Below are 14,127 nucleotides of genomic sequence, written 5' to 3' on the forward strand. Positions count from 1 at the left end.
TCAGCGAGCCGGGCGCACGCCGGACGTCTGCGATTCCATCATCAGACGGTCCTGCGCGGTCGGGTCATGGCCGAGGATCTCGCCCTTGAAGACCCACACCTTGATCCCGATGATGCCGTAAGCGGTCAGAGCCTCGGTCTCAGCGTAATCGATGTTGGCGCGCAGCGTGTGCAGCGGCACGCGGCCTTCGCGGTACTGTTCGACGCGGGCGATTTCGGCACCGCCGAGGCGGCCGCCGCACACGATCTTGATGCCTTCGGCACCAAGGCGCATGGCCGACTGCATGGCGCGCTTCATCGCGCGGCGGAATGCGACGCGGCGGATGAGCTGGTCTGCAATGCCCTGGGCGACGAGCTTCGCATCGACTTCCGGCTTGCGGATCTCGACGATGTTCAGCTTCACTTCGCTGGCGGTCATCGTGGACAGCTTCTGGCGAAGCTTCTCGATGTCCGCGCCCTTCTTGCCGATGATGACACCGGGACGGGCGGCATAGATCGAAACGCGGCAGAGCTTTGCCGGACGCTCGATCACGACCTTGGAAATCGCAGCCTGCGGCAGCGACTTCACGATGTGCTTGCGGATGTCGATGTCTTCCTTGAGCAGCTGCGCGTAGTCACGCCCTTCGGCGTACCAGCGGCTGTCCCAGGTGCGGTTGATCTGCAGGCGCAGACCGATCGGATTGCTCTTCTGGCCCATCTTACGCCTCTTCCTGCTCGCGCACCACGATCCGCAGCCGGCTGAACGGCTTCAGGATGCGGGTGCTCTTGCCACGACCGCGGGTATGGAACCGCTTCATGGTGATCGACTTGCCCACGCTCGCTTCGGCGACGACGAGAGCGTCGACGTCGAGATCGTGGTTGTTTTCCGCATTGGCCACGGCCGATGCCAGGACCTTGGTCGCATCGCGCGCCATGGCCTTCTTGGAGAACGCCAAGATGTTCAGCGCTTCCTCGACCTTCTTGCCGCGGATCAGTTCGGCGACGAGATTCAACTTCTGCGCGGAACCACGAATGGTGGTGCCGACTGCGAGAGCCTCGTTCTCGCCGACGCGGCGCGGGGATTTTGCCTTGCCCATTATCGCTTGCCCTTCTTGTCGGCGGCGTGGCCGGGGAACGTGCGCGTCGGCGCGAATTCACCAAGCTTGTGGCCTACCATCTCTTCCGAAACGGAGACGGGGATGAACTTGTGACCGTTGTAGACGTTGAACGTCAGACCAACGAACTGCGGCAGAATTGTGCTGCGGCGCGACCAGGTCTTAATCGGTTTCGCATTGCTTTGATCCTGTGCGTCCTCAGCCTTTTTCAGAAGGCTAAGCTCGACGAACGGACCTTTCCAGACGGAACGAGCCATGTCCGTTACCTCTTCTTCTTGGCGTGACGCGAACGGATAATCATCTTGTCCGTCTGCTTGTTCTTGCGAGTGCGGGCACCCTTGGTCGGCTTGCCCCACGGGGTCACCGGATGGCGACCGCCGCTGGTCCGGCCTTCACCACCACCGTGGGGGTGATCGACCGGGTTCTTCGCGACACCGCGGGTCAGCGGACGCTTGCCCTTCCAGCGGGTACGACCGGCCTTGCCGAAGTTCTGGTTCTGGTTGTCGGGGTTCGAGACCGCGCCAACCGTGCCCATGCAGTCCGCACGCAGGTAACGCTGCTCGCCCGAGTTCAGACGAACGATGACCATGCCGCGGTCACGGCCGACCAGCTGGACATAGGCGCCTGCCGAACGGGCGATCTGACCGCCCTTGCCCGGCTTCATCTCCACATTGTGACAGATCGTGCCGACCGGCATCTGGCCCAGAAGCATGGCGTTGCCAGGCTTCGTGTCGGTCTTCTCGCCGGCAACGACCTTGTCGCCGACGTCGAGACGCTGCGGTGCGATGATGTACGCCTGCTCGCCGTCTTCATACTTCACGAGGGCGATGAAGGCCGTGCGGTTGGGATCGTATTCGATCCGCTCCACGGTGCCTTCCATGTCCCACTTGCGACGCTTGAAATCGATGAAGCGGTACTTCTGCTTGTGACCGCCACCGATGCCGCGCGAGGTCACGTGGCCCTTGTTGTTGCGGCCGCCCGTCTTGCGCTTGCCTTCCGTAAGCGACTTGACCGGCTTGCCCTTGTAGAGGCCCGTCTTGTCGACAAGGATCAGGCCGCGGCGCGCGGGGCTTGTCGGTTTGTAGTTCTTGAGTGCCATGGTTCTCGTGTCCCTCAGATACCGCTGGTGACGTCGATCGAGTCACCTTCGGCCAGCGTGACGATGGCCTTCTTCATGTCGGTGCGCTTGTAGGGCTTACCCTTCCAGCGCTTCGTCTTGCCCTTCTGGACAAGCGTGTTCACATTCGTGACCTTCACGTCGAAGAGGGCCTCGACCGCTTCCTTGATCTGCGGCTTGGTCGCGTCATTCGCCACCTTGAAGACAACGCCGTTGTGCTCGGAGAGCAGGGTCGACTTCTCGGTAATGTGAGGGGCAAGCACCACGTCGTAGTGACGGGCCTGGATTTCCTGCTTTTTAGCCATTGAAACGGGCCTCCAGCTTTTCGACCGCGTCCTTGGTGAGGACCAGCGTGTCGTGCTTCAGGATGTCGTAGACATTGGCGCCCATGGCCGGCAGCACGTTGATGCCCGGCAGGTTGCCTGCAGCCTTCGAGAAACCGTCATTGACGCTGTCGCCGTCGATGAAGAGCACCTTGCCACTGAAGCCGGCCTTCTCGAAGTGACCGGCGAGGGCCTTCGTCTTGGCGTCCTTCAGCTCGAGCGTGTCGACGACGACGAGACCGTCCTTCGCCTTGCTCGAAAGGGCCATCTTCAGGCCGAGCGAACGGACCTTCTTGTTGAGCGACTGGTTGAAATCGCGCTTGCGGGCGCCATGCGCCTTACCACCGCCGATGAAGATCGGGGCAGCACGGTCACCGTGACGGGCCCGGCCGCCGCCCTTCTGGGCGCCGAACTTCGCACCGGTACGGGCGACGTCGGAACGCTCGCGCGTGGGACGTGCGGTACCGCGACGGTTTTCCAGCTGCCACGTCACGACGCGGTGCAGGATGTCTGCGCGCGGCTCGACACCGAAAACGTCATCGCTCAGCTCGATGTCGCCCGACGCCTTGCCGTCTAGTTTCTGGACCTTGACCTTCACGATCAGGACTCCTTGCTTTCACCGGCGTCCTTGTCGACGCTCGGCGTGGTGCTGTTGTCTTCGGCTGCGCCGGTTTCGGCATCGGCACCAGCATCCTGCTGTGCCATCAGCTTTTCCTGCGTTTCCGCATCGACGGCGGTGCCGACTTCCTGCTCGGCTTCGCTGGCGATCAGGCCGGGATCGACTTCTTCCGAAGCGAACTCTTCCTGGTTGCGATACATCACGCCGGGGAACGGCAGTTCGCCGTGCTTGGCCTTGACCGCATCGCGGACCATCATCCAGCTGTTCTTGGCGCCGGGGACGGAACCGCGCACGAACAGCAGGCCACGCTCGGCGTCCGTGCGGACGATCTCGAGGTTCTGCTGCGTGCGCTGACGGTCGCCCATGTGGCCGGCCATCTTCTTGCCCTTGAACACGCGGCCAGGATCCTGGCGGTTACCCGTCGAACCGTGCGAGCGGTGCGAGATGGAAACGCCGTGCGTCGCACGCAGACCACCGAAGCCCCAACGCTTCATGGCACCGGCAAAGCCCTTGCCCTGCGTGTGCCCGGTCACGTCGACCTTCTGGCCGGCGACGAAGTGATCCGCGCTGATACGGGCACCGACGGGGAGAAGACCCTCGTCACTGTCGAGGCGGAATTCTGCGACCTTCATCTTGAGGCCGACTTCGGCCTTGCCGAAGGCTTCACGCTGCGGCTTGGCAACGTTCTTCTGCTTGGCTTCGCCAGCGCCGACCTGAAGCGCGGAATAACCGTCGCGTTCGGCCGTGCGGTGAGCGGTCACCTGGCAGTTTTCCAGCGCCAGGACGGTGACGGGCACGTGCCGGCCATCCTCCTGGAACAGGCGGGTCATCCCGACTTTCTTAGCGATCACGCCAGTGCGCATCGTCATAACTCCTACACAGAGGCACAGCGGAACCATTTCCACAGTGCGTGCCAGCCCGAATTGTAACTATACGTCGCCCCGTCCGGGCTGATTGCTCTTCCGGAAGGTCCGGTCGAGCGAGACGGGGGACGCAGACCCGGGTGTATGTCCTCGCGAACAGATCCCGGCGGTATCCCTATGTCTTGCCTGCACTGTCCGTGCGGGCGGAGCCATAAGAGCTCCTGAAACCTCGGTCCGTTTTTGCGGTCACGACCGAATGACCGGAGACAATCAAGCGAGCTTGATTTCCACGTTCACGCCAGCGGCAAGATCAAGCTTCATCAGCGCATCGACCGTCTGGGCGTTCGGCTGCACGATGTCGAGCAGCCGCTTGTAGGTGCGCACCTCGAACTGCTCGCGCGACTTCTTGTCGATGTGCGGGCCGCGGTTCACGGTGAACTTCTCGATACGCGTCGGCATGGGAATGGGACCACGAATAAGCGCACCCGTGCGGCGTGCGGTTTCCGCAATTTCGCCAGTTGCCTGGTCGAGAACGCGATGATCAAACGCCTTGAGGCGAATACGAATATTCTGAGCTTCCATTACCTACACCGATGCGAAAGAGCCAAGCGGCCTGTTCCCAAACCGCCAAAAAAGAAAGGCCCGCCCCGCGTCTCTCCGGTTTCCCGAAGGCGGGCGGCCTTCCCAAAATCTCGTCATGACAGGGACGAATCCCCGTCGGTTGCGGCGCGTATACGGAGGACACGGGATTCTGGCAACCCCCGTCTTCCGTCATTTTGCACCTGGAGCGCCAGCAACGCGGCGGACTGTGCCCGTTCGTCGCCAGCTCCCATAAAAAGGGCCCGGCCCCCGCAATGGGGAACCGGGCCCGATTTATCCGCGCACCCCCGCCCGCAGGCGGAAGGCGCAAGGGATTACTTGGTGATCTTCGAGACGACGCCCGAGCCAACCGTGCGGCCACCTTCGCGGATTGCGAAGCGCAGGCCTTCGTCCATGGCGATCGGAGCGATCAGCTTGACGTCGATCGTCACGTTGTCGCCCGGCATCACCATTTCGGTGCCTTCGGGAAGGATCACTTCACCGGTGACGTCCGTGGTGCGGAAGTAGAACTGCGGACGGTAGTTCGCGAAGAACGGCGTGTGACGGCCACCTTCATCCTTCGAAAGGACGTAGACTTCTGCGCTGAATTCCGTGTGCGGGTTGACCGAACCGGGCTTCGCGAGGACCTGGCCACGCTCGACGTCTTCACGGCCGACACCGCGGATCAGGGCACCGATGTTGTCGCCGGCTTCACCCGAATCGAGCAGCTTGCGGAACATTTCGACGCCGGTCACGGTCGTCTTGGTGGTATCCTTGATGCCGACGATTTCGACTTCGTCGCCAACGTTCACGACGCCGGTTTCGACACGGCCGGTGACAACCGTACCACGACCCGAGATCGAGAACACGTCTTCGATCGGCATCAGGAAGTCCTGGTCGACCGGACGCTCCGGCTGCGGGATGTACTCGTCGACGGCAGCCATCAGTTCCTTGATGGACTTTTCGCCGATTTCCTCGTCGCGACCTTCCAGAGCAGCAAGGGCCGAACCCTTGATGATCGGAATGTTGTCGCCGTCGAAGTCGTAGTCGCTCAGCAGCTCGCGAACTTCCAGTTCGACCAGCTCGAGCAGTTCTTCGTCATCGACCTGGTCGACCTTGTTCAGGTAGACGACCAGCGCCGGAACGCCGACCTGGCGAGCGAGCAGGATGTGCTCACGCGTCTGCGGCATGGGGCCGTCAGCTGCGTTCACGACCAGGATAGCGCCGTCCATCTGGGCAGCACCGGTGATCATGTTCTTCACGTAGTCGGCGTGGCCCGGGCAATCGACGTGCGCGTAGTGACGGTTGTCCGTCTCGTACTCGACGTGTGCGGTCGAGATGGTGATGCCGCGCTCACGCTCTTCGGGAGCCTTGTCGATGTTGGCGAAATCCACGGCCGAACCCATCACCTTGGTGATAGCTGCGGTCAGCGTGGTCTTGCCGTGGTCGACGTGGCCGATGGTGCCGACGTTGCAGTGCGGCTTGTTACGCTCGAATTTTTCCTTCGCCATTTTCTCAATACCTCTGTCTGAAAATACTATTCTTCGGGAGAATGGACGGCACCCGAGAAATCAGGCGCCGCCCCTAGCTGTCTTGCCTCGCTTAGGCAAGCTTCTCCTTGACTTCCTGTGCGACGCTGGCCGGAACCTCGTCATAGTGGCTGAACTGCATCGTGTACTGTGCACGCCCCTGGGTGAAGGAACGCAACTCGTTCACGTAGCCGAACATGTTGGCCAGCGGGACGAAAGCCTCGACCGCCTGCGCATTACCGCGGCTGTCGGTGCCTTGGATCTGCCCGCGTCGCGAGTTCAGATCGCCGATCACGTCACCCAGATAGTCTTCCGGGGTCACGACTTCCACCTTCATCACCGGCTCCAGCAGTTTGATGCCGGATTTCTGCGCCGCTTCGCGCATGGCGCCGCGACCGGTGATTTCGAAGGCCACCGTGCTCGAGTCGACGTCATGATACTTGCCGTCGATCAGGCGGATGGTGAAGTCGATGATCGGGAAGCCGACAAGATAGCCGCTTTCGGCCTGTTCGCGCATGCCCTTCTCTACAGACGGGATGTATTCGCGCGGAATGTTACCGCCCTTGATCTCGTCTTCGAAAATGACGCCCTGGCCACGCTCGCCCGGCGAGACGACGACCTTGGCTTCACCGAACTGACCCGAACCACCCGACTGTTTCTTGTGGGTGTAGGTCACTTCGACTTCGCGGCTCAGCGATTCGCGGTAGGCCACCTGCGGCGCACCGACATTCGCCTCGACCTTGAACTCGCGCTTCATGCGATCGACCAGGATGTCGAGGTGAAGCTCGCCCATGCCCTTGATGATCGTCTGGCCGCTTTCGTGGTCGGTCGTGACGCGGAAGGACGGATCCTCGGCAGCCAGGCGGTTGAGAGCGACGCCCATCTTTTCCTGGTCGGCCTTGGTCTTGGGCTCCACCGACAGCTCGATGACCGGCTCGGGAAATTCCATCCGCTCGAGGATGATCGGCGCGCTCGAAGCGCACAGGGTGTCCCCGGTGGTGGTTTCCTTGAGACCGGCGATCGCGACGATGTCGCCTGCAAACGCTTCCTCGATGTCCTCGCGGTTGTTGGAATGCATCAGCAGCATGCGGCCGATCTTTTCCTTCTTGTCCTTCACGCTGTTCAGGACAGAGCCCTTCTCAAGCTTGCCCGAATAGATGCGGGTGAAGGTCAGCGAACCGACGAACGGGTCGTTCATGATCTTGAACGCCAGTGCGGAGAACGGGGCCTCGTCGCTGGACGGACGCTCGTCTTCCTCGTCGCTGTCGGGCTTCACACCCTTAATGGCGGGGACGTCGAGCGGCGACGGCATGTAGTCGACCACGGCGTCGAGCAAGGGCTGGACGCCTTTGTTCTTGAACGCGGAGCCGCACAGTACCGGGACGAAGGCGCGTTCCATCGTGCCCTTGCGAATCAGCTTCTTCAGCGTTGCAGCATCGGGAGCTTCGCCGCTTTCGAGATAGGCTTCCATCGCGTCGTCGTCCTGCTCGACAGCAGTCTCGACCAGCGTTTCACGATATTCGGCAGCCTTGTCCTTCAGGTCGTCGGGAATTTCGACGAACTTGTACTCGGCACCCAGGCCGTCGTTTTCCCAGACGATGCCGCGCATGTTCACGAGGTCGACGACACCGCGAAGATCGCTTTCCGCGCCGATCGGGAGATACAGCACCAGCGGCGTCGCGCCGAGGCGGTCGATGATGGACTGCACGCAGTAATAGAAATCGGCACCCGTGCGGTCGAGCTTGTTGATGAAGCACATGCGGGGGACGCCGTATTTGTCGGCCTGGCGCCATACGGTTTCGGACTGCGGTTCGACCCCGGCGACGCCGTCGAACACGGCAACCGCACCGTCGAGCACGCGAAGCGAGCGCTCGACTTCGATGGTGAAGTCGACGTGGCCGGGCGTGTCGATGATGTTGATGCGGTGCTTGGGCGAGCCATCGCGAAGCGCCTTGGGATCGCCCATCGCGTCCATGGAGGAATCTTCCGCCTGCCAGAACGTGGTCGTCGCAGCCGACGTGATGGTGATGCCGCGTTCCTGCTCCTGCTCCATCCAATCCATCGTGGCGGCGCCGTCATGGACTTCGCCGATCTTGTAGGACTTGCCGGTGTAGTAGAGGATGCGTTCGGTCGTGGTCGTCTTGCCGGCATCGATGTGCGCCATGATGCCGATGTTACGATAGCGCTCCAGCGGATAATCGCGGGCCATAATCTCTTCCTCGGGTCGGTGGGGAGCCGCACCTGCTGCGGCCGTCAATCCCACATATAGTTACGTATGTGACAGCTTGAAGGCCGGAGCATGTCGCCCCGGCCCGCAAGTTAAACGCCTTACCAGCGCCGCCCTACCAGCGGTAGTGGCTGAAGGCGCGGTTGGCGTCGGCCATGCGGTGCGTGTCTTCCCGCTTCTTCACCGCGTTGCCGCGATTGTTGGCCGCATCCATCAGCTCGCCCGACAGGCGTGCCGACATGGTGGTTTCCGGACGGCCGCGGGCCGCACCGATCAGCCAGCGGATGGCGAGAGCCTGGGCGCGCTCGGGGCGAACCTCGACCGGCACCTGGTAGGTCGCACCACCGACACGGCGGCTGCGGACCTCGACCTGCGGCTTGATGTTGTTCAGCGCATCGTGGAACATCTGCACCGGATCGGCCTTGGCCTTGGCCTCGACCGTATCGAGCGCGGAATAGACGATGCCTTCCGCAGTGGACTTCTTACCGTCGAGCATGAGGTTGTTCATGAACTTCGACAGGACCTGATCGCCGAACTTGGGATCGGGCAGGATGACGCGCTTCTCTGGGCGACGACGACGTGACATATTCTTAACTCCTTCGGAGTGGCCGCTCACCTCCGTGAGCGTCCTGCGGCTCCAGCCCTCTCCCCCGCCCTTCCACCCGGATATTACCCATATGGGCAGAAGGGCGGAGGAGAGGCCTGGACCCGCGTTGAACTCTTGGCCCGGCTCCGGATCGCTGCCCCTCCCGACCACCCTTGCGGATAATGCCTTGGGTGGTCGGGAGGGGGAGCGGGCCGGTGCCGTAGCCCTCGGCGCACGCCGAGGGCGCACCGAACTACTTGGGCCGCTTGGCGCCGTACTTCGAGCGGGACTGCTTGCGGTCCTTGACGCCCTGCGTATCCAGCACGCCGCGAAGGACGTGGTAGCGAACGCCGGGAAGGTCGCGAACACGGCCGCCGCGGATGAGCACGACGGAGTGCTCCTGCAGGTTGTGGCCTTCGCCCGGAATGTACGAAATGACTTCGCGCTGGTTGGTCAGGCGAACCTTGGCAACCTTACGCAGAGCCGAGTTCGGCTTCTTCGGGGTCGTCGTGTAGACGCGGGTGCAAACGCCGCGCTTCTGCGGGTTCGCTTCCATGGCAGGGACCTTGGACTTGGTCTTCTGCGGAACGCGGCCCTTGCGGACCAGCTGGTTGATCGTCGGCATAGATGTCTTTCTCTTCACCTTGTTTTCCGACCCGGCGATTTGCCGGATCGGGTCACCTCATCCGGGCGGAAAAGCGCAAGCGACTTTTCCTGATGAGGTTCCGGCCAAAGCCATACGCGAAACGCAGGACCGAGGCCGATTTCTGGCGGCGACTAGCGGGTTCGTTAGGATGGAGGCTGCCGGGTTCGTGCAAGATGCCGCCACCCCGGGAGTCGGAGACCTGCAAGGCAGGCCTGATCCGGGGTCCGGCTGACAGGAACGCCGCGCCTGTTGCGCGTCACCCTGCCACCAGCACGAGCCTGAAACGCTCCACCCGAACGGCCCGCACGGCCACCGGGTTACTCTGACGGCTGCCCCGAGCGATCCGGAAGGTTCGCTGCAATAGAAAAGAGCCTGGCCGCTGCTGCGACAGGCCCCCGGGACATGACCGGCAATGTTCAGCTCTATCTGACCGGCGTAGGATACGCGCGAAGCGATTCCTTCACCGGATAGCGGCGCACATAGTGAAAAAGGGGGGATGGGTCAAGGTGAGGGTCGACATGGGCCTCACAACGAAATGTGCCGAGGCTCATCCCCAGCGAAATTTGACAGCTCTTCTAGTAGATCGATAATTGCCCCAATCAGCGTCATCAAGTCCTCGGTGGGTTCAGCAATCCGGCGAAGTTTGTCGATAATCGGGTTAGCAAGTTCCTGATCCAATTCGTTAATCACTTGCTCAGCTAACTCGGAAGCTATCCAGCCTGTCGCCCCGATTGGCAGCGCCATCAAGCCATTCTCCCTAGCAATTTTGAATTCCTCGATCATCCCGGTGGCATTGCGAATTTCACCATCAACGTTCTTATTTCCAAATAGAAACAAGGCGATGCCGGCCCTTTGAATCATATCATTGCGATAGTCTCTCCACATTTGCTCCCGCTCAAGTCCGTCCTGAAAGAGCTGTGGGAACGGCCGGATAATTATGTCGTCGTCGAGCTTCTTTTTAGGATCTCGGGATATCTCTACTATCGCGCCACTTACGAGAGCACTTCCAGTCCCCACTCCCAACCCGGTGACTATTCTGAAGCCCCGCTGTGCGAGCAAAGTGCCCAAATGACCCATGAACTCTGTGACCGCGGCTTCACCCCAAGGCTCGAAACTAGCTGCGGAGGTAGACACGAAAACGTTTTTCGCGACATGTCGACCGTAAAGCGACCTAATTATTTTGTCGATTTCTGAATATTCGTCGATCATAACGGGATTGATGTTGAAACGTCGAAGATCTTCGAGAACCAGTTCCTGTTTGACGCGCGCATACTGATATTCGTCGGCGCTATCATAGTCCGCCTTATCTACAGTTTTGAATATCGCATAATGCGGGCGCTGGTTTTCCCTAAGCCTTATCCTAACGTGGCTCAGAACACGCTCTAAATTCGGATCCGTAAAGCTAAAACCAATGAACAGAAAAGTTTTCGAAATCAGGTCGCCAGAAAGTGCGTTTAGAAATGTATCCCTCTCCCTAGGATACTCCTCGTAATCATCACGGGTTAGCACCGCTTTTCCTGGATGATCTATGTCCCCGTGCATCTTAAATACCGTCAAATCTCTGCGCGGCTTTGTGTGAGCCATCTGGCTCACCTCATATTTAATATCGACGATCTTCCCTTCCAGCTCGCCCGCCCGCTCAATCAATTTATCATAGTTGGTAGTCCACCAAGTCGAAATTGGCAGGCGCATCAATAGCCGGTGATTTCCCGTCGGCAATCTTTCAGAAGGAAACTCTTCCAATACGGCACGAGTCAAATGACCACGATTATTGCCGTGCCGATTAACGTGATATTGAGCTACGGCAACAAGGTCGGCCTCTTTCTTTGAATCAAGATCAAGGTCGTTAGCTATGTCGGATAGCAGATCCGACCAATTAACAAATCCCGCCGCACACGAGAATCCAGCTCCAGCAAAGACCGCAGCGTTGCCAGCCTCAACCTCTTTCGAGAAGTTTTCGAGGAAACGTTCTCGCTTCAATTCAATTTTCCCCTCTGATTTTAATTGCTTCTTCAATCCAATCCTCGATGTTATCGGCTATGGATTTGTATACTTCTTTGCTGGTTGAACCGGAGGGATTGTAAATTTTCGCTACCGAAGAAAGCTTCTTTCCCGAAGACGTCAATGAAACTTCATCAAGCGGATTCGATCCGAAAGACCCTGCTTTGCCATCACTGTCTAGCAGCTTGTGAATCCTGATCGCTACGACACCTTTGTTTTTATTCCATCCCTTCGAAATTTCTTTCTGAACCCACTTCCTCTCGGATGTCTGCGAACCGACTAGAACGACTACGCAGGATTTCCCTGTCATGTTCTCGTCGATCCATTTCTCGATAGCCGCAGCCCCCTCCTGTTTGATTTCCTCCCACTTATTCTTGTTACAGAAAGACTGACCATCGATTGATCCGATGTTGCGGACCGTCTGAGTCCGCCAGTAATCGTTGTCGAAATGGAAACTGAAAAAAACATTACGCGCCATCACAGGACTCCTCTGTTGTTGAAGGAACATATGGAGACCGATCCTTCAATCGCAAGACAAAGTTTTCCAGTTTTTATCACCAGATCGGACCCAATTCTGGCTCAGTGGTATTACCCCGACTAGGATACATTATTTTTCCGTAGTTTTCTATCTTCGCCCCTCAAACGCCGGGCGCGACACATCCGCGTCGCTTGGCTTCGCCTGCGGCTCGAATGAAGCACCAGCCAGAAACCATTTTCCTACATCGCGGGAATGTGCATTCTAGGGCGGGCCATGAGTTCAGACCGCCCCACCCCCACCCGCGATTCCTTGTCTGAAGTGTCTGCCGAGGACCGTAGCGCCTCGCACAGACCTTCGACTCCACGCGATCACGCTCCCACTGCGGTGCAGACCATGTGCCTCCGGCAGACGCCCCGCCAGGCCACGTCCGCCGCCGCGCATGTTGCGGCCGAGCCGCAAGGTGACGATCCGCTGCTCGGCTTTGCGCCCTATCTCCATGCGGCGCCGCGCTCCAATTCCATTACGCCGGAGCGGCAGCGGCGCTTCATCGCCACGCTGGCCGCGACCGGGGTCGTCTCCACCGCCGCGCGCGCCATCGGGAAATCGATGGAGGCGCTTTACAAGCTGCGCGCGAAACCGGGGGCGGAGGGGTTTGCCGCTGCCTGGGACGAGGCGCTAAAGCGCGGGGTGCAGCGGCTGGAGGACATTGCGATGGAGCGCACCGCCATCGGCACGCCCACGCCCATCGTTTCGGGCGGGAAACTGCTCGGCACGTGGGACAAGCCGGACAACCACCTGCTGCGCTTCCTCCTGCAGAACCGCCGCCCGGATACCTATGGCGCTCGAAACGGGAGTGGGGGCGGGAGCAGCCCTGCCCGGCCCACGCGGATGACGCGCGACGAGGCCATTGCAGCGGACAGGCGCTCCGACGAAATGCTGGACGAAATCGACCGCAAGCTCGATGCGATGCGGCGGCGCTGGCTGGAGGCGCGCTGGGCAGCGCGGGCCGAGGCACGCGCCGCGGCGCGGGCCGATCGCCTCAGCCAGATGGCGCCGATGTGCGATGCCATCGCCCGCGCGCCCGTCGCCTCCATGCCGGCGGGCGATCTGGCGGCGTCACCCTGCCAGGTGCTGGACTAGCGCCTTCACCTTCTTCTGGCGCCATTGCGGCGTGGGGGCGACCAGCCAGTAGGCGCGGCGGCCCTCGTCCGGGCCTTCCAGCGCCTCCAGCTTGCCGGCCTCCAGCGCCTCTTCCACCAGCAAATATGGCAGCACGGCCTTGCCCAGCCCTGCCACCGCGCTCGACAGCGCCTGCCCGGCATTGCCGACCTGCACCGTGGCGGCCGCGCCATCGGGCAGCGGGGCGCCGGGCCAGTCGATCCATTCTTCCGTCTTGCTGCCGGGGGCAGCGACGACCACGCGGCGCGCGGGCGCCAGTTCCACGCCCTCCAGCTCGCCCGGCCCGTCGACCAGCCGGATCGCCACGTCCAGATTGGCCTCGGTAAAGTCGGCGTCCTCGTTCTCGACCAGCTGGTAATGGATGCCGGGATTGGCGCTGCGGAAGGCCGCCAGCCGGGGCGCGAGCCACTGGGCGTAGAATTCGCGGGGCGCGGCGATGGTGTAGCGATCGCTCGCCTGCCCCGCCTGCATCGCCTGCACGCTCTCCTCGAACTTCAGGAACCCCTCGCGCAGGGAATCGAGACCGGCACAGCCTTCCTCCGTCAGTTTCAGCCCCTTGGACGTGCGGCGGAACAGGACGGTGCCGAGGTGATCCTCCAGCGCGCGGATCTGCTGGCCCACGGCGGCAGGCGTCACCGCCAGCTCGTCCGCCGCGCGGGTGAAGCTGAGGTGCCGGGCGGCAGCGTCGAACACGCGCAGGGCGTTGAGGGGGAGATGGGTGCGCTTCATGGCGGCCGATTTAGGCGCGCGCGCAAGGCACGGCAAGCCGTCCGCTCATCGCACGCAAGGGGCGTGAAGTCGCAAATATAGAAAACACCTCAAACCTGTACCGCCGCTCCCGCGACCGTACTGTATTACGGTTCCATAAGAAACAAGAAACCGAGTCG

The 14,127-nt window shown here is 61.1% G+C and carries 16 protein-coding genes; 1 reads left to right on the forward strand and 15 read right to left on the reverse strand.

Features of this window, described 5'->3' with window-relative positions; all coding sequences use genetic code 11:
- The 14 genes from rpsC to PF049_10980 all read right to left on the reverse strand — a co-directional run bounded on the left by rpsC (position 1) and on the right by PF049_10980 (position 12,061).
- Entirely contained in the window at positions 1-696 is a 696-nt protein-coding gene (gene rpsC / locus PF049_10915; protein ID WBY16101.1) for a 30S ribosomal protein S3, read from the reverse strand.
- Between the two features lies 1 nt (position 697).
- The gene (gene rplV, locus PF049_10920) at positions 698-1,075 is read right to left on the reverse strand and encodes a 50S ribosomal protein L22 (GenBank protein WBY16102.1); all 378 of its coding nucleotides are present in this window, start codon (positions 1,073-1,075) and stop codon (positions 698-700) included.
- Entirely contained in the window at positions 1,075-1,350 is a 276-nt protein-coding gene (gene rpsS, locus PF049_10925) for a 30S ribosomal protein S19 (protein ID WBY16103.1), read from the reverse strand. The genes rplV and rpsS overlap by 1 nt, the downstream gene beginning before the upstream one ends.
- Before the next feature lie 5 nt (positions 1,351-1,355).
- Complete coding sequence (rplB, locus tag PF049_10930) at positions 1,356-2,192, reverse strand: 50S ribosomal protein L2 (protein WBY16104.1); 837 nt, start codon at positions 2,190-2,192, stop codon at positions 1,356-1,358.
- A 14-nt stretch (positions 2,193-2,206) separates the two neighbouring features.
- Positions 2,207-2,515, reverse strand: coding sequence for a 50S ribosomal protein L23 (locus PF049_10935; GenBank protein ID WBY16105.1), 309 nt, complete (start codon positions 2,513-2,515; stop codon positions 2,207-2,209).
- Positions 2,508-3,131, reverse strand: coding sequence for a 50S ribosomal protein L4 (gene rplD / locus PF049_10940; protein WBY16106.1), 624 nt, complete (start codon positions 3,129-3,131; stop codon positions 2,508-2,510). Before rplD ends, PF049_10935 begins: the two co-directional genes overlap by 8 nt.
- 2 nt (positions 3,132-3,133) lie before the next feature.
- Positions 3,134-4,015 (reverse strand): 50S ribosomal protein L3, encoded by an 882-nt coding sequence (gene rplC / locus PF049_10945; protein ID WBY17907.1) that lies wholly within the window; start codon positions 4,013-4,015, stop codon positions 3,134-3,136.
- A 270-nt stretch (positions 4,016-4,285) separates the two neighbouring features.
- Positions 4,286-4,597, reverse strand: coding sequence for a 30S ribosomal protein S10 (rpsJ, locus tag PF049_10950; GenBank protein WBY16107.1), 312 nt, complete (start codon positions 4,595-4,597; stop codon positions 4,286-4,288).
- Between the two features lie 332 nt (positions 4,598-4,929).
- Positions 4,930-6,105: an elongation factor Tu gene (tuf, locus tag PF049_10955; protein ID WBY16108.1), complete on the reverse strand. Its 1,176-nt coding sequence runs from the start codon at positions 6,103-6,105 to the stop codon at positions 4,930-4,932.
- Between the two features lie 91 nt (positions 6,106-6,196).
- Entirely contained in the window at positions 6,197-8,332 is a 2,136-nt protein-coding gene (gene fusA / locus PF049_10960) for an elongation factor G (GenBank protein WBY16109.1), read from the reverse strand.
- Positions 8,333-8,465: 133 nt separating this feature from the next.
- Positions 8,466-8,936, reverse strand: coding sequence for a 30S ribosomal protein S7 (gene rpsG / locus PF049_10965; GenBank protein ID WBY16110.1), 471 nt, complete (start codon positions 8,934-8,936; stop codon positions 8,466-8,468).
- Positions 8,937-9,189: 253 nt separating this feature from the next.
- Positions 9,190-9,561: a 30S ribosomal protein S12 gene (rpsL, locus tag PF049_10970; protein WBY17908.1), complete on the reverse strand. Its 372-nt coding sequence runs from the start codon at positions 9,559-9,561 to the stop codon at positions 9,190-9,192.
- A 546-nt stretch (positions 9,562-10,107) separates the two neighbouring features.
- On the reverse strand, positions 10,108-11,598 hold the full coding sequence (locus PF049_10975; protein WBY16111.1) for an SIR2 family protein: 1,491 nt from the start codon (positions 11,596-11,598) through the stop codon (positions 10,108-10,110).
- The gene (locus tag PF049_10980) at positions 11,564-12,061 is read right to left on the reverse strand and encodes a TIR domain-containing protein (GenBank protein ID WBY16112.1); all 498 of its coding nucleotides are present in this window, start codon (positions 12,059-12,061) and stop codon (positions 11,564-11,566) included. The genes PF049_10975 and PF049_10980 overlap by 35 nt, the downstream gene beginning before the upstream one ends.
- 393 nt (positions 12,062-12,454) lie before the next feature.
- Here PF049_10980 and PF049_10985 point away from each other — a divergent pair, with 393 nt between their 5' ends.
- A complete protein-coding gene (locus PF049_10985; GenBank protein WBY16113.1) occupies positions 12,455-13,201 on the forward strand; it encodes a hypothetical protein in 747 nt (248 codons plus the stop codon).
- Here PF049_10985 and PF049_10990 read toward each other — a convergent pair.
- Positions 13,178-13,969, reverse strand: coding sequence for a LysR substrate-binding domain-containing protein (locus tag PF049_10990; GenBank protein ID WBY16114.1), 792 nt, complete (start codon positions 13,967-13,969; stop codon positions 13,178-13,180). The genes PF049_10985 and PF049_10990 overlap by 24 nt on opposite strands.
- Between the last annotated feature and the right edge of the window lie 158 nt (positions 13,970-14,127).

Source organism: Erythrobacteraceae bacterium WH01K, assembly GCA_027941995.1.
In the GTDB taxonomy this organism is placed as follows: domain Bacteria; phylum Pseudomonadota; class Alphaproteobacteria; order Sphingomonadales; family Sphingomonadaceae; genus CAJXSN01.